Below are 16021 nucleotides of genomic sequence, written 5' to 3' on the forward strand. Positions count from 1 at the left end.
TGTAGGCTGGAGGCGTGTCACTTGCGGGGCCACGGTCACAACGGACGCTGGTGCTGGCGCTGTTGTGCGTGGCCTCGTTTGCTGTCGTCTTCAACAACCTGATTATCACGCCGATCCTGCCGGAGATTTCGGAGGACTTCGGGGTGCGGGTCGCCGTGGCGGGCCTGCTGGTGACGGCGTACGCGGTAGCCGGCGGGATTGCGGCGGTATTCTCGGGGCCGTTCATCGACCGGCTGGGGCGGAAGCCTGTGGTGGTTGCGGGGATGGCCACGCTGACAGTGGCGACGGCGTTCTCGGCGGTTGCGCCCGGCTTCGTGCCGCTGCTGCTGGCGCGGGCGATGGCGGGGCTGGGGGTGGCGTGCCTGACGCCCGCAGTGTTCGCGGCGGTGGGGGATTATTTCTCGTACGAAGAGCGGGGGCGGGCGATGTCGTGGGTGATTTCGGCAAACACGAGCGCGAGCATTTTCGGGGTGCCGGCGGGCGCGGTGCTGAGCGGCGTGTTCTCGTGGCGGTGGACGTTTGTGGCGCTGGCGGTTCTGCTGGTGGTGTTCACGTGGCTGCTGTTCCGGAGGCTGCCGGCGGACCCGCCGCGACGCAGGGACGGCAGCGCGGGGAGCGGGATGGCGGCGATTCCGCGGGTGCTGCGGGACGTCTCGACGAGCGCGGCCCTGTTTTCGAACTACCTCTCGACGAGCTACTGGTTCGTGTTCGCGACATACATGGGCGCCTACTTTCACGATGAGTTCGGGGTCGCGAAGTGGGCGCTGGGCGGGCTGACGATGACGATGGGCCTCGGGGTGCTGCTGGGCAGCAACGCGGGCGGGCGGCTGGCGGACCGGGTCGGGAAGCGGCCGGTCATCCTGTGGACGTCGCTGACGTGCGCGGTGTTCATTGCGCTGACGACGACGGCTGCGGTGGCGATGGCTGTCGGACTTGGCTTCCTGTTCCTGTTTGCAGTCTCAGGAGGGGCGCGGTTCGCGAGTTCGCAGGCGATCATGACGGAGATGTCGCCGAACGACCGGGGAACGGTGATGGCGTTGAACGCGGCGGGGCAGCAGTTCGGGATTGTGACGGGGTCGGTAGTCGGCGGGCTGGCGCTGGAGGCCGGCGGGTATACCGCGCTGGGCCCGACGGCGGCGGCGCTGGCGCTGGTTTCGATGGCCATGTACGGGCTGTTCGTGCAGGAGCGGGGCCCGGCCGGGGCGGGGCAAGGGGAGCTCGCCGCGGAGTAAGCCTTGTGTTTGTAATCACAATCCCCCGTTGGTAGGATCGGGACGCTACGGGGCCCGAGTGCGCCCCGTGGGACTGGAGGACCTCCCCATGGCTTACGGCAAGGGCATCGCGAAGGGGATGAGCCTGACGCTGCGGAACATGTTCCGGCCGCCGGCGACGATCCAGTACCCGGAGGAGGTCCGGCAGGTCCCGGTCTACGCGCGGACGAACCTGCTGTGGTTCGAGGAGCGGTGCACGGGCTGTTCGACGTGCGCGCAGGCGTGCCCGGACGGCTGCATCCTGGTAGCGACGAGCCAGGACGCGGAAGGCCGGCGGAACATCGACCGGTACGAAATTGATTTCCGGATTTGCATGTACTGCGGGCTGTGCACGGAGGCGTGCCCGTATGAGGCGATTCAGCCGGGCGGCCCGCTCGACGACGCGGTGTACGACTTCGAGGAGATGTACCGCGACAAGCACGCGCTGACGCGGGTGGCCCAGGAGTTTTTGAAGCGGAACAACAACACGTATCCGAACGGCATGAAGGCGCCGGACCCCGACGCCGACTTCCACCGCCTGTAGGGAGCCCATGGTCCAGATAACAGTCGACGGCAAGGTCATCGAGGCGCCGGCGGGTGCGCCGCTGGTCGAAGTCCTGAAGAACAACGGGTTTTATGTTTCGAGCCTGTGCTACATCGATGGCCTAAAGCCGTATGCGGGCTGCCGGTCGTGCCTGGTGGATATCGAAGGGCCGCCGGGGCTGCAGCTTTCGTGCACGGCGGTGGTCACCGAGAACATGGTGGTGCGGACGAACACGCCGGAGGTGCTCGAAGGCCGCCGTTCGGTGCTGTCGATCATCCTGGCGAACCATAGCGACCGCTGCCTGACGTGCCACCGTCGTGAGCACTGCCACCCGGGCGACATCTGCCTGCGCGATGATGTGGTGACGCACCGCTGCCTGACGTGCTCGAAAAACTACCGGTGCGAGCTGCAGGCGACCTGCGAGATGGTGGGGAGCGCCGGGTATGAGCCGTGGGTCGGCGAGCAGCGGACGTGGTACCAGACGCCGCAGCCGCCGGCCGACCGGGGCAACCCATTCATGGAGTTCGACCCGCAGATGTGCATCATCTGCACGCGCTGCGTGCGGGCGTGCGATGAGAAGCGGCACACGGGCGCGATTACGCTGAGCGGGCGCGGGTGGGATGCGATGATTGCCTTTGGGGCGGGCGGACCGATCCACGAGAGCAACTGCGACTTCTCGGGGGCGTGCATCGACGTCTGCCCGACGGCGACGCTGATGGAGCACCCGAACAAGTGGGTGGCGAAGCCGGAGAAGTGGACATCGACGACGTGCGACTCGTGCGCGGTGGGCTGCAGCATCCGGCTGGGCTCAAAGGACGGCCGGGGCGTGATTGTGCGGCCGGGCGACGGCAACGCTTTCAGCGGCGACCAGATCTGCGTGCGCGGGCGGTACCACTACGATTCGCTGAAGCCGCGTGAGCGGCTGTCGAAGCATCTGCTGCGGCGCGGGAACATCCAGGCCCCGGCGACGCTTGCCGAGACGGCGGCTGAGGCGGCGCGACTGCTGCGCGAGGCGAAGAGCCGCGGGCGGGTGGGTGTGCTGGTCGGGGGGACTGTGACGAACGAAGAGGCGCTCGCCATCCGGGAGCTGGCGCAGGCGCTGGGGGCGACGCCCGACCAGTCGCTCGGCCCGGTCGTGCGCGCCATCAAGGGCGCGCTGGAGGAGCGGTTCGGCACGTGGCGGATGGCCGCCAACCTCGAACGGCTGCCCAAGGCGAAGGCGATTGTGACGGTCGCGGACGACATCGAAGAGAGCCACAACGTGGTGAGCGTCCGGATTAAGGACGCAGTGGTTTGGGAGAAGGCGAAGCTGGTGGTCATCGGGCCGCTGCGGAGCGAGCTGGTGGACTTCGCGGCGGCCTGGATTCGAACGGCGGCCGGCGAAGAGGGCCTGGCGGCGTCGCAGCTGGCGGAGGCGCTGCAGGGCGGCACCCCGGCGAACGAAGAGATTGCGCGGGCCGCTGCGCTGCTGCGCGAGGCATCACCGGAGTCGACGATGGTTGTGTGCGCGCCGAACCCGGTGAGCCCGGCTGTCGCGGCGGCGATGACCGGTGGCGCGGCGAACCTGGCGATTGCGCTGCTCGGCGAACGGGCGAGCGACGGCCTCGCGGTGCTGCCGCCGGAAGCGAACACGTGGGGGCTGCTCGACCAGGGCATCGGCGCCGAGGGCGGCGCGAAGCCGCTCGAGGAGCTCGCGGGGCTGCTGGTGATCCGCGATGACCCCACCATGCGGCTGCCGGGCGCGGCGGCGGCGCTCGAGCAGATCGGGACGATTGTGGTGGTCGATGGTGTCGCCCACCCGACGGCGAAGCGCGCGCAGGCGGTGATAGCTGAAGGGCGGGCGTATGCGTCTGCGGGCACGTACACGGCCGCGGACTTCCGCGTGCAGAAGCTCGCGCCGGCGATCCGGCCGGAGGGCGATGCGGTGCCGCTGTGGGAGGCGCTCCATGTGCTTGCGAAGGAGCTGGGCGTGGAGCTGCCGGCGACGCCGGACGACGCGCTCGGGCAGATTGCGAAAGCGAACGCCGCCTACGAACCGGCGTGGGACCTAATCATCGGCGAGGGGGTGAAGCTGCCCATCGGCCTGGCGCCGAGGGCGCAGGCTGCGCCAGTGGCAGCACCCACGGCCGGCGACGGCTGGCGGGTGATCACCTCGCGAGACCTGTACACGGCGGCGGATGCCGCGGCGCTGCGGCACCCGGAGGCGGAGAAGCTCCACCGGTATGACCGGGTCCAGGTGAGCGAGGAGGATGCCGCCGCGCTGGGCATCGCCACGGGCGACCCGGTGCGGGTATCAGCCAACGGCGTGAGCATCGAGGCACCCGCCTGGGTGACGGAGCGAGTGCCGGTCGGGCACGTGTACATCTCGTGCCTGTTCCAGGGCGGCGCCGTGACCGGTCTGTTCGACGGCGCGGACATTGCAACGGTGCGGGTCGAGGCACGGGTGCCGGCAGCGACTGCCTGACATCGGGCGGCAGACGCGCTGGAGTATCGTTTCAGCGGAGCATGCAGCGAACCCGCCGGGCCAAACGGCGGGTTCGCTTTTGCGGCGTTGTTGCTGGAGAGGCAGGAGCGTAAACGCCAGGAGACCGGGGTTTTGGCCAGGCGCCCGCCCCGGGGAAAGACGGGCGCCTGGGAGGACGGACCCGCCGACTGGATCGGCGGGGGTGCTGCTGAGGGAGGAGGTCCGCCATGGCCGTCCCCGGGAGGGGGCCCGGGTGCGGAGAAGGTGGGGGAGAGCGTGCGAACCTCCGTACCCTTCGCTCAGTACGGTAGCGGGGCGATGTGAAACCGGTCCGGGGAGTTCGTAAACGGTGCGCAAATTGTGCGGACGGCTGCGTGACAGCCGGGAGGCGGCTGCGTTACTGCCCCGCGGGCGGGGCGACCTCGCGGAGGAAGCGGAGGAGCGCAGCGGTCACTTCGGCGGGGCGCTCCTGCTGGGTCCAGTGGCCGCACCCTTCGAGGATGGCGAAGACGCGGAGGTCGGGGACGACATCGCGGAGGCGCTCGATGGCGGGCGGGTTGCGGGCAGGGTCGCGGCTGCCGGTTACGAACAGCGCGGGCTGCCGGACGACGGCGCCGGCGAGGTCGGCGGAGCGCTCCCAGTTGCGGTTGACGTTGCGGTACCAGTTGAGCCCGCCACGGAAGCCGCTGCGGGTGAAGGCGTCAACGTAGACGTTGAGGTCGGCGGCGGTCAGCCAGGCGGGAAGCTGCGCGGGCGGGGCGAAGGAGTCGATGAAACGGGCGTCGCGGCGGATGGGCCGGAACCGTTCGTCGCGGGGTGCATCGCCGGAGATTGACCAGTACAAGCCGAGGAGGCCGGCGCGGACATCGGCTTCGAACTCGGCTTCGGCGAGGCCGGGCTGCTGGAAGTAGTCAATGTAGTGGATGTGGTCGGGTCCGGCGGCTTCGCGCATGAGTTCGAGCGGAGGGCGTGACGGACGGGCGGCGTGCGGGACGCTCAGCGAGCCGACCGCGCGGATGAGGCCGGGGTAGCGCAGCGCGGCGTGCCAGGCGACGGGTGCGCCCCAGTCGTGGCCGATGACGACGGCCGGCCCGGCGCCGGCCCAGCGGACCAGGGCCGCGACATCGCCGGCGAGGCTGTCGAGGTCGTACGCCTCGACGGGAGCGGGAGCGCTGCTCGCGCCGTAGCCGCGCTGGTTGGGCACGATGACGCGGTAGCCGGCGGCGGCGAGCGGGCCGACCTGGTGGCGCCAGGAGTACGCCAGCTCGGGGAAGCCGTGAAGGAGGATCACCGCCGGCCCGGCGCCGGCCTCGCACAGCTCGAGGTCGACGCCGGGCGCGACGGTGACGATGCGGCGTTCGGCGCCCGGGATCATGCGGTGGCGATCACTTCGGGGTCGAACGTGGTGGCGATATGGCCGGCGGCGGCGAGCCGCTCGATCTCTTCGTCGGAGAGGCCGAGGACTTCGCGGTAGACGTAGTCGTTATGTTCACCGAAGAGGCAGGGCGGGGTCCGGAGGTCGACATCCGACCTGGAGAACCGGTAGGCAGGGCGGAGCCAGTCGACCTCGGGGTAGTCTTCGGTAGCGGGAAGGCGCTTCCAGGCCCCGGTTGCGGCGAGGTGCGGGTCTTCGGCGGCTTCTTTTGCGTTGAGGACGGGTCCGGCCGTGACGCCTGCCTGCTGGAGGGCGTGGAAGAGTTCATCGCGGTCGCGCGTGGCGGTCCACTCGGCGAGGCGCTCTTCGATCATGTCCTGGGCGGCGGCCCGGCCCTCGGCGGTGGCGAGTTCGGGTGCGGTCGCCCAGGCGGGGCTGCCCATGAAGGCGACGAGCGCGCGCCATTCGGCGTCGTCGCGGCAGGAGATGCAGATCCAGCGGTCGGTGCCGGCAGCGGGGAAGACGCCGCTGGGGACGTGTCCTTCGATGGAGCGGTTGCCGATGGTGCGGTGTTCGCGGCCGTTCCAGGCGGCGTCGAGCGCGGCCTGGGGGAACATGTGGGCGGAGGATTCGACCTGGGCCATTTCGATGACCTGGCCCTCGCCGGTGCGCCGGCGGTGGCGGAGGGCTGCCATCACCGCGACGGCGCCGTGCATGCCGCCCCAGTAGTCGCCGGCGAAGATGCTGACGTTGTCGACGGGGGCGGTGTCGCGGTAGCCGCGGAGGATGGTTGAGCCGGCAACGCTATCGATGTGGGCGCCGTAGCCGCGGCCTTCGACATACCTGCCGGTGCGGCCGAAGGCGGGCATGTGGAGGATGATGATGTCGGGGCGGACGGCACGGATGGCGTCGTCATCGAGGCCGAGCTTTTCGAGCGTGCCGATGGCCAGGTTCTCGGCGAGGATATCGCTGATGGCGATGAGCTGTTTGACGATGGCGAGCCCCTCGGGGCGGCGGCTATCGACGGTGAATGACTTCTTGTTGCGGAGCACCTGGATGAAGGCGGGGCTGTTGTTCCAGGGGCGGGGGCCGGGCTCCGGGGGATGGCCGGCGATCCAGGGCGGCATGAGCTGGGCCATCATGGCGTTCATGCGCGGGCTGGCGGCGCGGGTCATTGGGTTCCAGATGAACGGGTTTTCGACTTTGATGCACTCGGCGCCGAGGTCGGCGAGGTACATGGTGGCTGTCTGGCCGGCCCAGACGGCGGTAAAGTCGCAGATTCGGATGCCCTGCAGGGGAAGGGGTGCGCTCATGCGATGACTCCGGAAGCAGCGAGGGTGTCGACGGCGGCGGGTTCGAAGCCCGCCTCCTGGAGGATGGTGCGGGTGTGCTCCCCGAGGCGCGGCGCAGCGGAGCGGATGCGCCAGGGGGTCTTCTCGAAGATGTAGGGCCGGCCGAGCATCGGCAGTTCGCCAAGTTCGGGGTGCTGGATCGTGGTCCAGAGGCCGCGTTCGCGGAAGTTCTCGTCGTTCCAGAGGTCGAGGCCGGTGTAGAGGGGCCCGCACATTACGTGGTGTTCGCGGGCGGCCTCCCAGACTTCGGCGCGGGTGCGTTCGAGCATCCAGGGGATGACGATGGCATCGACGGCCTCGCGGGCGCCGGGCTGGAGGGCGGCGAGGGGGCTGTCCAGCGCGGGGTCTTTGAGGGATTCATCGCCGATCATTTCGACGAAGCGGCGCCAGTAGGTGCCGGGCAGCGCTGCGATTTCGACGTAGCCGTCGGCGACGGGGTAGATGCCGCCGGCGAGGCCGGAGATGTGGGAGGCGGGCCGGTCCTGGACGCGGCCAGAGAACCGGTAGGCGAGGATGCTGGAGCTGCGGCGGTCGATGTTGTTGACCTGGACGTTGAAGCAGGGGACATCGACGAGCTGGCCGACGCCGTGGACCTCATAGGCGGTGAGGGCGCCCAGGGCGGCGACGGCAGCCATGGCGCCGCACTGGAGGGTGGCTGCGGTGCCGCCGAGCTTGAGCGGTTCGCGGTGCAGCAGGCCGTGGCTGTACATCTCGGCGCCCATGGCGTAGACGACCAGGTCGTCGAGGGAGTAGTCGCGGTAGGGGCCGTCGTGGCCGAAGTTGGTGATGGCGACGACGGGGATGTCGCGGTAGCTGGAGAGGGTGGCGTAATCGATGCCGAGGGCTTCTTCGACGCGCGGCGGCGAGGCGGTGACGACGAGGTCGGCGCGCTGGACGAGGGCGCGGACGACGTCGCGGGCTTCGGGCCGCTTGAGGTCGAGAACGACCGACTCCTTGTTGGTGTTGAGGTACTGGAAGGTTGCGCTGCGGTCGGGGCCGGGCTCATCGCCGAGGAACGGCGGGAGGTTGCGGGCCGGGTCGCCGCCCGGGCGCTCGACTTTGATGACTCGTGCGCCGAGGTCGGCGAGGAGTTTGGTGCAGTAGGGGCCTGCGATATGGCTGGAAAAATCGAGGATGGTGACGCCCTGGAGTGCGTCCATGGTTCCTCCGGAATGGGATGTGCTGCCGCCGAGATTCTGCCGGATTCGTGGCCTGGCTGTCCCGTGATGGGCCCGTCAGCGGGGGACGGTGCGCTCGGCGACGAGGATGACCCGGCTATCGTACTCGCCGCCGCCCGGTCGCGGGATGAAGGTGCCGCCGCAGGAGATGAGCGTGACGCGTTCGCGGTCGGGTGGGAGCGGGGGGAAAACGACGGCGTCCATATCGAGGTCGGCGAGGCGGACGACATCGACGGAGACCACGGTGTAGGTGACGACGAGGCCGTTCTCCATGACGAGGGAGACGGAGTCGCCAGGGCGGACGGAGGTAAGGCGGGCGAAGGGGCCGGGTCCGTAGCCGACGTAGTCGATGTGGGCAGCGAAGATGCTGTTGCCGCCGGGGAAGCCCGGGCGGCCAAAGCGGGGGTACCAGGCGATGGCGTCCGGGCGGGAGGGGTCTTCAAAGGCCTCGCGGCCGGCGACGATGGCGGTGTCACGCTGCTCGATCGGGAAGCGGCCGTCGACGCCGGCGGCGGGGACGACCAGGGCGGCAACCTGGCCGGCGAAGGGGGGTACAGGCGTGGGCGTCGGCGTAAGGTCGCCAGCGGCGATGTTTGGGAGGACGGCCCGGGGCAGGAGCGCCGCCGGGTCCTGGGCCGATGCCGCAGCGGCAGCCACCCCGCCGATGAGCACGGAGAGCAGGAGCGCCGCGTGCGCCAGGCGGGCGGCGTTCATGCTTCGCCGAGGTAGGAGCGGCGGACGGAGTCGTCGCGGCTCAGCTCGGCACCGGTGCCGCTGAGGGTAATTTCGCCGGACTCGATGACGTAGGCGCGGTCGGCGATTTCGAGGGCCATGAGGGCGTTCTGTTCGACGAGGAGGACGGTGGCGCCTTCGCGGCGGATGGCCTGAATGGTTTCGAAGATGGTTTCGACGAGGACGGGGGAAAGCCCCATGGAAGGCTCGTCGAGGAGAAGGAGGCGCGGGCGGGCCATGAGGGCGCGGCCGATGGCGAGCATTTGCTGTTCGCCGCCGGAGAGGGTGCCTCCGGGCTGGCGGAGGCGTTCTTTGAGGCGCGGGAAGAGGCGATAGACGCGCTCGAGGTCTGCCTGGAGCCCGGCGCCGTCATTGCGGGTGTAGGCGCCCATGAGGAGGTTTTCGTAGACGGAGAGGCTGTGGAAGATGCCGCGTCCCTCGGGGACGTGGGAGAGACCGAGGCGGACGATGGCATGGGGCTGGAGGCGGTCGATGCGCTGGCCGGCGAAGGTCACCTGGCCGCCGCGGGGGCGGATGACGCCGGAGATGGCGCGGAGGGTAGTGGACTTGCCGGCGCCGTTCGAGCCGATGAGGGTGACAATTTCGCCTTCGTCGACGTGGAGGGTGATGCCTTTAACGGCGGTGATGGCGCCGTAGCCGGCGCGGAGGTCGCGGACGTCAAGGAGCGGCATGGCCGCCTCCCTGGATTGCGCGGGAGCCGAGGTAGGCTTCGATGACGGTGGGGTTGCGCTGGATGGCAGCAGGCGGGCCCTCGGCGATTTTGCGTCCGTAGTCGAGGACGGTGATGTTCTCGCAGACGCCCATGACGACGCGCATCTGGTGCTCGATCAGGATGATCGTGGTGTCGAACTCATCGCGGATGCGGCGGATGAGGCTGACCATGGCGCCGGCCTCCTGGGGATTCATCCCTGCGGTGGGTTCGTCGAGAAGGAGCAGGGAGGGACGGGTGGCGAGGGCGCGGGCGATTTCGAGGCGGCGCTGGTCACCGTAGGGGAGGTTGCGGGCGAGGTCGTTTTCGCGGCCGCGCAGGCCGACTGCCGCCAGGAGTTCGCGGGCCCGGGTGACAGCAGCAGCCTCGGCAGCGCGGACACGCGCCGGCCGGGCGATGGCGCCGGCGATTTCGATGACGCCGTTCACGGCGGCGCGCGGGAAGCCGCGGAGGATGAGCAGCCGCTCGACGGCGGTGGGGTAAACCGGACGGCGCGTGCTGAGGATGTCGGTACCGCCGACGGCGATGTGCTGGTGTTCGCCGACGAGGACGTTTTCGAGGACCGTCATATTGGCGAAGAGGCGAATGTTCTGGAAGGTGCGGGCGACGCCGAGGCCGGTGATCACGTGGGGCGGGAGGCCGTCGATGCGCTGGCCGGTGAGGTAGATGGCGCCGGAGGTGGGTCGGTAGAAGCCGGTCAGGCAGTTGAAGAAGGTGGTTTTGCCGGCGCCGTTGGGGCCGATGAGGCCGTGGATTTCGCCGGGCGGGACGCGAAGGGTGACTCCGTCGAGGGCGGTGAGCCCCTCAAACTGCATGCCGAGGCCATCGACAACCAGCTCTGCAGCGGTCATGCGGCGGACACCGGGGCGGAAGGTTCGGTTTCGTCGTGCGCGAACTCGAGGCGGCGGCGGGAGGAGGGCCAGAGCCCCGAGGGACGGACGACCATCACGAGAACGAGGAGGGCGCCGAAGATGATGAAGCGGGTATCGTCGGCGAGCTGGGCGCCCCAGGTTTCGGCGGGAGGCAGGCGCCCAATGGAGCCGGGCAGGGCGGCATCGACGGCGCCGATGAGGCCGTTGAGGCCGTCGCGCAGCCACTCGAGGCGGGCGAGGAAGTCGCCGGTTTCGCGGAACTGGAGGATGCGGGGGATGCCGATGAGGATGAGGGACCCGAGGATGACGCCGGGGGTGCTGCCCATGCCGCCGATGATGACGATGGCGAGGACGTCGATGGAGACCTGGAGGGAAAAGGCGGCCGGGCTGATGAACCCGATGAACGAGGCGTAGATGACGCCGCCGAGGCCGCCGATCGCCGCGCCGGTGGCGAAGGCGAGGAGCTTGTACTTCGTGGTGTTGACGCCCATGGCGGCGGCGACGTCTTCATCTTCGCGGATGGCCTCCCAGGCGCGGCCGATGCGGGAATCGCGAAGGCGGGCGGTGCAGAAACCGACGAGGACCGCCGCGGCGATGACGAAGTAGAACCACTCCGTGAAGGAGTCGATGCGATAGCCGAAGAATTCCGGCCGGGGGATTGCGGAAAGGCCCTGGGAGCCGCGGGTGAGGTCGTCGCGATTAATGAGGAAGAGGCGAATGATTTCGCCGAAGCCGAGGGTGACGATGGCGAGGTAGTCGCCGCGGAGGGGGAGGACAGGGAGGCCGAGGAGGAGACCGACCACGGAGGCGATCAGGATGCCGAGGGGGAGGATGAGCCAGAAGTTGAGCCCGGAGTCGATCGGCGAGCCGGGCGAGGTGAGGAGGCCCATGGTGTAGGCGCCGGCTGCGAAGAAGGCGACGTAGCCGAGGTCGAGCAGGCCGGCGAAGCCGACGACAACGTTGAGTCCGAGGCCGAGCACGATGAAGAGGCCGACGAACACAAGCATTTGGACCCAGACATCGGAGAGGACGACGGGGAGGAGGCAGACGAGCGCGACGAAGAGCGGCCAGCGGATGCGGAGGGCGGTGCGGGCCCAGTCGGGGGCAGGGGTATCAGGCACGGGTGGTGCTCCGCTGGGCGAAGATGCCGGTGGGCCGGAAGATGAGGATGGCGACGAGGAGGGTGAACGCGATGACATCGCGCCACTGGTTGCCGAGGTCGATGCCGGGGAGCTCGTTCAGGAGTTCGCGGCCGACGGTTTCGGCGAGGCCGAGGGCGTAGCCGCCGGCCATGGCGCCGGGGATGCTGCCGATGCCGCCGAGGACCGCCGCGGTGAACGCTTTGATGCCCGGGATGAAGCCCATCGAGCCGCGGATGGTCTGAAAGAAGAGGCCGTAGAGGACGCCCGCGACGCCAGCCATCGCCGCACCGAGGATGAAGACGAAGACGATGGTGCGGTTGACGTCGACCCCCATGAGGGAGGCGTTGGTGGGGTTTTCGGCGACGGCGCGGATGGCGCGGCCGAGGCGCGTGCGCTGGATGATGGTGTAGAGGACGGCCATCATGGCAACCGAGCTGGCGATAAGGAAGAGCTGGATGTAGGTGATTGCGAAGGGGCCGGCCGCGACTGACCCCCGGGGGAAGATATCGGGGTAGAACTTGGCGCGGGCGGAGGTCTGTTCGAGGACGAGGTACTGGAGGAAGATGGAGACGCCGATGGCGCTGATGAGCGGCGCGAGGCGGGGGGCGTTCCGGAGTGGGCGATAGGCGAGCCGCTCGATGACGACTGAGGCGCTAACGGAGGCGGCCATGGCCACGATGACGGCCCCGAGGATGGCGAGGGCGATGATGGGCCCGGAGAGTTCGTTGCCGCCCATGACGACGAGGGCGCCGTACCCGGCGAAGGAGCCGAGCATGAACACTTCGCCGTGGGCGAAGTTAATCATTTTGAGGACGCCGTAGACCATGGTGTAGCCGAGGGCGATGAGAGCGTAGAGGCTGCCGGTGGTGAGGCCATTGACGAACTGGTCGGACCAGAAGCTGACGGAGAGGGTGAAGGCGAGGGGCATGGACGTTCCTCTGCCGACGGGTTGACGTGCGGAGAGGCGCCGCGATTGGCGCCTCTCCGCTGCGAATCGGGAGTATGTAGGCTTGCGCCCTGCGAGCGCTACTGCTTGATCTCTTCGAAGGCGCCGTTCTTGACCTGGAAGAGGCTGACGGGGGTCGCACCGCCGACGTTCTCGCCGCGGGCGTCGAACTTGATCTTGCCGGAGGCGCCATCAAGTTCGGTCTTGCGGATCTCCTCGTTGAGCTTCTTGAGGTCGATGACGAGCTTGCCGTCCTTCTCCTCGGCGACCTTTTCGAGGGCGCGGATGATGACGGTTGCGGCGTCGTAGGCTTCGGCGACGAAGGGGCTGGCGTCGCGCTTGATACCGGTTTCCTTCTCGAAGAGGTCGCCGAAGGTCTTATAGGCCTCGCCGGTGTAGACGGGGCTGGGGAGGGAGAGGTAGGCGCCTTCGGCATCGGCGCCGGCGCCCTTGATGAACTCGTCGTTCTTGACGCCGTCACCGCCGAGGAACTTGACGTCCTTCATCTCGGCGCGGAGCTGCTTGATGAAGGGGGTTGCCTCGGAGTAGAAGCCGGCGAAGTAGACGAGGTCGGGCTTGGCGTTCTTGATGTTGGTGACGACGGCCTTGAAGTCGGTCTGCTTCTTTTCGTAGCCCTCGCTGCCGAGGATCTTGCCGCCCTCTTTTTCGTAGGCGGTCTTAAAGGCGTCGCGCAGGCCGGTGCCGTAGGCGTCGGTGTCGTAAACGATATACGCGGTCTTGGCGCCGAGGGTCTTGTAGGCGAACTTCGCCTGCGCGGGGCCCTGGATGTCGTCGGAGTAGGTGGTGCGGAGGAAGGTCTGGAAGACCTGGCCGCGGTCCGGGTAGGTGGGCTTGTGGGCCGTTGAGGACGGCGAGACGTGGGTGATGCCGGCGGCTTCGTACTGGGGCTGGGCGGCGACAACGGCGCCGGAGCAGACGGGGCCAACGACCGCGACAACGCCTTCCTGCAGAAGCTGGGTCGCGGCGGAGGCGCCGCCATCAGCCGAGCAGAGGTCATCCTTGCCGATGACCTGGATGGTGCGGCCCTTGATGGTCTTGTCCTTGGCTGCGAGTTCGACGGCCTTCTGGATCGGTTCGCCGATGCCCTTCAGGTCGCCGGAGAGCGGGCCGGAGTAGCCGATCTTGATGGGCTGGCCGGAGGCGATTTCGACGGTTTTGAAGCCGGCCTTGCCGTAGGTGACCTCGCCGCCGCCGGCGTCGTCGTCATCGTCGTCGCCGCCGCAGGCGACGGCGAGGACCATGGCGAAGGCGGCGAGGAGCAGGAGCCAGGCGAGCCTGGGCCGTCCCTTCCGTTCGATCATGTTGCGCATCCCTCCTCATGTAGACGCTGCGGTTTACCGGGTGGTAACCCCGAATTGTGCGTGCCGCAGTCGCGGAATCCTAGCCATGCCCGGCGCCGATGGTCAAGACGCGCAGCGGGCCGGAAGGGGAGGCAGCGCGGCGGGGGCGGTCAGTCGCCGGTGGGGTAGCCGGCTTCGACCCAGGCGAGGGTGCCGCCTTCGACGTTGTAGAGTGGAAGGTCATCGAGGCCGGCTGCGGTGGCGAACTCTGCGGCGAGGGCACTGCGCTGCCCGCTGCGGCAGATGAAGAGGACCTCTTTACCGTTGGCGAATTCGCGGATCTGCTTGACCTCGTTGATGACGGTATTGACGGGAATGAGCCGGGCTCCCCTGGCGTGGACCTCAACGTATTCGTGGGGCTCGCGGACGTCGATGAGCACGGCTTCGCCGCGGTCGAGCTTCTCCTTCGCTTCATGGACGGTGATGCGGGTAAACGGCTCGCGGGGGTCCCTGGTGGCCACAGGCTGCTCCGGTTTCGTGCGGTGGGATGTGGGAAAAGGGTAGCACGGGGTTGGGTAAGTTGCCGGGGCAGTGAGCGGGCGTCACACTCCATGGACCGACAGGGGAGGTGCACGCCATGGACCGCGTCATCGGGCCGTACCGGGAGTGGCGGGCTTCGCTGCGCAGCGGTTTGCAGTCGCTGGCAATGGCGGGAGCGACGGCCGGGCAGGGCCCGGAGGATGCAGCGCGTGCTGCCCTCGCCGAGGCGGTGCGCTACGTCGAGGAGACGCTGCTGCCGGCTTCGCGGGCGGAGGAGTTCACGCTCTTCCCGGCGGTGGACGGCGTGCTGGGGCTGACGGGGTCGTGCGCGGTGCTCGAGCGGCAGCATGAGGCGATGCGGCAGATGGCGGGCGACCTCCGGCAGGTGGCCGCGGCAGCGGAGCAGGACGGGGACACGCGTGCCTATGCGCGCTACCTGCAGCCGCTCCTGTTCGGCCTCTACGGGCTGGCGCGGGCGCACCTCGAGGCGGAGGATGCGGTGTTTCTGCCGCTGCTGGACGAGCACCTGAGTGAGAGCCAGGTGGATGTGCTGGTGGAGAACAGCGAGCGAATCGCTTCGGCGAAAGCGGCCGGCTGAGGGGGTTTTCGCCAACCTTGACGTGAGGGTACGCTTTCGGGCCATCACGATTCGGCTGTTCGGAGGGAACGATGGCTGGAAGGCTGGCCGGGAAGACGGCGATTGTTACGGGTGCGGGGCGCGGCATCGGGCGCGAGGTGGCGCTGCTGTTTGCGCAGGAGGGCTGCAAGGTCCTCGTGAACGACCTCGGGACGTCGGTCGCGGGTGAAGGTGCGGATACATCGCCGGCGGCGCAGACCGTGGCGGACATCCGGGCCGCCGGGGGCGAGGCGATCGCGCACTTCGGGGATGTGGCGGACCTCGATGCTGCCGAGGACATGGTCCGGACCGTGCTGAACGAGTGGGGCCAGCTCGACATCCTTGTGAATGTCGCGGGCATCCTGCGGGACCGGATGGTGTTCAACATGACGGAGGAGGAGTGGGATGCGGTGGTGCGGGTGCACATGAAGGGCACGTTCGCGACGACGAAGTTCGCCTCGCTGCACTGGCGGCAGGCGCGGAACGGCGGGCGGCTGATCAACTTTACGTCGGGGTCGGGACTGTTCGGCGCGCCGGGCCAGCCGAACTACGCGGCGGCGAAGATGGGCATCTGGGGGTTCACGCTGAGCTGCGCGCGGGCGCTGGGGCGGTATGGCGTGACGGCGAACTCGATTGCGCCTGGCGCGGCGACGCGGATGACGGACACGGTCCCGGCGGAGCGCTCGGCAGCGGGGCCGAACCGGGTGACCTCGGATGCGGCGAAGGGGACGGAGCGCGACCCGGCGAACATCGCGCCGCCGCTGGTCTACCTCGCGAGCGACGCCGGGGGCTGGATTTCGGGCCGGTGTTTCGGGATTGCGGGGTACCGGATCACGCTCTACAGCAACATCGCGCCGCAGGTGGTGCTGCAGGGCTCGAAGATGTGGACGGTCGATGAGCTGTTCGAGCGGATGGAGCCGACGTTCAAGCCGTTCATCCAGCCGATCCAGTAGGTGCGGCCCGGGCCGGCCGGTTCCGG

General features: G+C 68.9%; 15 protein-coding genes. 5 read left to right on the forward strand and 10 right to left on the reverse strand.

What is annotated here, in order from left to right:
* Positions 1 to 14 precede the first annotated feature (14 nt).
* The 3 genes from A9A59_RS11845 (at position 15) to A9A59_RS11855 (ending at position 4258) form a co-directional block, all read left to right on the forward strand.
* On the forward strand, positions 15 to 1232 hold the full coding sequence (locus A9A59_RS11845; protein ID WP_098504460.1) for an MFS transporter: 1218 nt from the start codon (positions 15 to 17) through the stop codon (positions 1230 to 1232).
* Between the two features lie 88 nt (positions 1233 to 1320).
* Positions 1321 to 1794, forward strand: a complete 474-nt coding sequence (locus tag A9A59_RS11850) for a NuoI/complex I 23 kDa subunit family protein (protein ID WP_133117612.1) — start codon at positions 1321 to 1323, stop codon at positions 1792 to 1794.
* Positions 1795 to 1801: 7 nt separating this feature from the next.
* Entirely contained in the window at positions 1802 to 4258 is a 2457-nt protein-coding gene (locus tag A9A59_RS11855) for an NADH-quinone oxidoreductase subunit G (RefSeq protein ID WP_098504462.1), read from the forward strand.
* Between the two features lie 397 nt (positions 4259 to 4655).
* Here the strand turns inward: A9A59_RS11855 and A9A59_RS11860 are convergent, their stop codons facing one another.
* The 10 genes from A9A59_RS11860 to A9A59_RS11905 all read right to left on the reverse strand — a co-directional run bounded on the left by A9A59_RS11860 (position 4656) and on the right by A9A59_RS11905 (position 14407).
* Positions 4656 to 5633, reverse strand: coding sequence for an alpha/beta fold hydrolase (locus A9A59_RS11860; RefSeq protein ID WP_098504463.1), 978 nt, complete (start codon positions 5631 to 5633; stop codon positions 4656 to 4658).
* On the reverse strand, positions 5630 to 6946 hold the full coding sequence (locus A9A59_RS11865) for a CaiB/BaiF CoA transferase family protein (RefSeq protein WP_098504464.1): 1317 nt from the start codon (positions 6944 to 6946) through the stop codon (positions 5630 to 5632). Before A9A59_RS11865 ends, A9A59_RS11860 begins: the two co-directional genes overlap by 4 nt.
* Entirely contained in the window at positions 6943 to 8145 is a 1203-nt protein-coding gene (locus tag A9A59_RS11870) for a CaiB/BaiF CoA transferase family protein (protein WP_098504465.1), read from the reverse strand. Before A9A59_RS11870 ends, A9A59_RS11865 begins: the two co-directional genes overlap by 4 nt.
* A gap of 75 nt (positions 8146 to 8220) precedes the next feature.
* Positions 8221 to 8877, reverse strand: a complete 657-nt coding sequence (locus A9A59_RS11875; protein WP_098504466.1) for a class F sortase — start codon at positions 8875 to 8877, stop codon at positions 8221 to 8223.
* Positions 8874 to 9587 carry an ABC transporter ATP-binding protein gene (locus A9A59_RS11880; RefSeq protein WP_098504467.1) on the reverse strand — a complete coding sequence of 238 codons (714 nt, stop codon included), beginning with the start codon at positions 9585 to 9587 and terminating at the stop codon, positions 8874 to 8876. The genes A9A59_RS11875 and A9A59_RS11880 overlap by 4 nt, the downstream gene beginning before the upstream one ends.
* A complete protein-coding gene (locus tag A9A59_RS11885) occupies positions 9574 to 10476 on the reverse strand; it encodes an ABC transporter ATP-binding protein (protein WP_098504468.1) in 903 nt (300 codons plus the stop codon). Before A9A59_RS11885 ends, A9A59_RS11880 begins: the two co-directional genes overlap by 14 nt.
* The gene (locus A9A59_RS11890; protein ID WP_278286898.1) at positions 10473 to 11618 is read right to left on the reverse strand and encodes a branched-chain amino acid ABC transporter permease; all 1146 of its coding nucleotides are present in this window, start codon (positions 11616 to 11618) and stop codon (positions 10473 to 10475) included. Before A9A59_RS11890 ends, A9A59_RS11885 begins: the two co-directional genes overlap by 4 nt.
* Positions 11611 to 12567: a branched-chain amino acid ABC transporter permease gene (locus tag A9A59_RS11895; protein WP_098504470.1), complete on the reverse strand. Its 957-nt coding sequence runs from the start codon at positions 12565 to 12567 to the stop codon at positions 11611 to 11613. Before A9A59_RS11895 ends, A9A59_RS11890 begins: the two co-directional genes overlap by 8 nt.
* Before the next feature lie 98 nt (positions 12568 to 12665).
* A complete protein-coding gene (locus tag A9A59_RS11900) occupies positions 12666 to 13916 on the reverse strand; it encodes a branched-chain amino acid ABC transporter substrate-binding protein (RefSeq protein WP_098504471.1) in 1251 nt (416 codons plus the stop codon).
* A 140-nt stretch (positions 13917 to 14056) separates the two neighbouring features.
* Positions 14057 to 14407 (reverse strand): rhodanese-like domain-containing protein, encoded by a 351-nt coding sequence (locus A9A59_RS11905; RefSeq protein WP_098504472.1) that lies wholly within the window; start codon positions 14405 to 14407, stop codon positions 14057 to 14059.
* Positions 14408 to 14523: 116 nt separating this feature from the next.
* Between A9A59_RS11905 and A9A59_RS11910 the strand changes: the two genes are divergently transcribed.
* Positions 14524 to 15024 carry a hemerythrin domain-containing protein gene (locus tag A9A59_RS11910; protein WP_098504473.1) on the forward strand — a complete coding sequence of 167 codons (501 nt, stop codon included), beginning with the start codon at positions 14524 to 14526 and terminating at the stop codon, positions 15022 to 15024.
* Between the two features lie 71 nt (positions 15025 to 15095).
* The gene (locus A9A59_RS11915; RefSeq protein WP_098504474.1) at positions 15096 to 15995 is read left to right on the forward strand and encodes an SDR family NAD(P)-dependent oxidoreductase; all 900 of its coding nucleotides are present in this window, start codon (positions 15096 to 15098) and stop codon (positions 15993 to 15995) included.
* The last annotated feature ends 26 nt before the right edge of the window (positions 15996 to 16021 follow it).

Source organism: Tepidiforma thermophila (assembly GCF_002563855.1).
Classification (GTDB): domain Bacteria; phylum Chloroflexota; class Dehalococcoidia; order Tepidiformales; family Tepidiformaceae; genus Tepidiforma; species Tepidiforma thermophila.

Bases quoted from the DNA above. Each gene is read 5' to 3' on its own strand.
- A9A59_RS11870 (WP_098504465.1), bottom strand. From the start codon at position 8,145: ATGGACGCACTCCAGGGCGTCACCATCCTCGATTTTTCCAGCCATATC.
- A9A59_RS11895 (WP_098504470.1), bottom strand. From the start codon at position 12,567: ATGCCCCTCGCCTTCACCCTCTCCGTCAGCTTCTGGTCCGACCAGTTC.
- A9A59_RS11910 (WP_098504473.1), top strand. From the start codon at position 14,524: ATGGACCGCGTCATCGGGCCGTACCGGGAGTGGCGGGCTTCGCTGCGC.
- A9A59_RS11915 (WP_098504474.1), top strand. From the start codon at position 15,096: ATGGCTGGAAGGCTGGCCGGGAAGACGGCGATTGTTACGGGTGCGGGG.
- A9A59_RS11900 (WP_098504471.1), bottom strand. From the start codon at position 13,916: ATGCGCAACATGATCGAACGGAAGGGACGGCCCAGGCTCGCCTGGCTC.
- A9A59_RS11865 (WP_098504464.1), bottom strand. From the start codon at position 6,946: ATGAGCGCACCCCTTCCCCTGCAGGGCATCCGAATCTGCGACTTTACC.
- A9A59_RS11860 (WP_098504463.1), bottom strand. From the start codon at position 5,633: ATGATCCCGGGCGCCGAACGCCGCATCGTCACCGTCGCGCCCGGCGTC.
- A9A59_RS11850 (WP_133117612.1), top strand. From the start codon at position 1,321: ATGGCTTACGGCAAGGGCATCGCGAAGGGGATGAGCCTGACGCTGCGG.
- A9A59_RS11855 (WP_098504462.1), top strand. From the start codon at position 1,802: ATGGTCCAGATAACAGTCGACGGCAAGGTCATCGAGGCGCCGGCGGGT.
- A9A59_RS11875 (WP_098504466.1), bottom strand. From the start codon at position 8,877: ATGAACGCCGCCCGCCTGGCGCACGCGGCGCTCCTGCTCTCCGTGCTC.
- A9A59_RS11885 (WP_098504468.1), bottom strand. From the start codon at position 10,476: ATGACCGCTGCAGAGCTGGTTGTCGATGGCCTCGGCATGCAGTTTGAG.
- A9A59_RS11880 (WP_098504467.1), bottom strand. From the start codon at position 9,587: ATGCCGCTCCTTGACGTCCGCGACCTCCGCGCCGGCTACGGCGCCATC.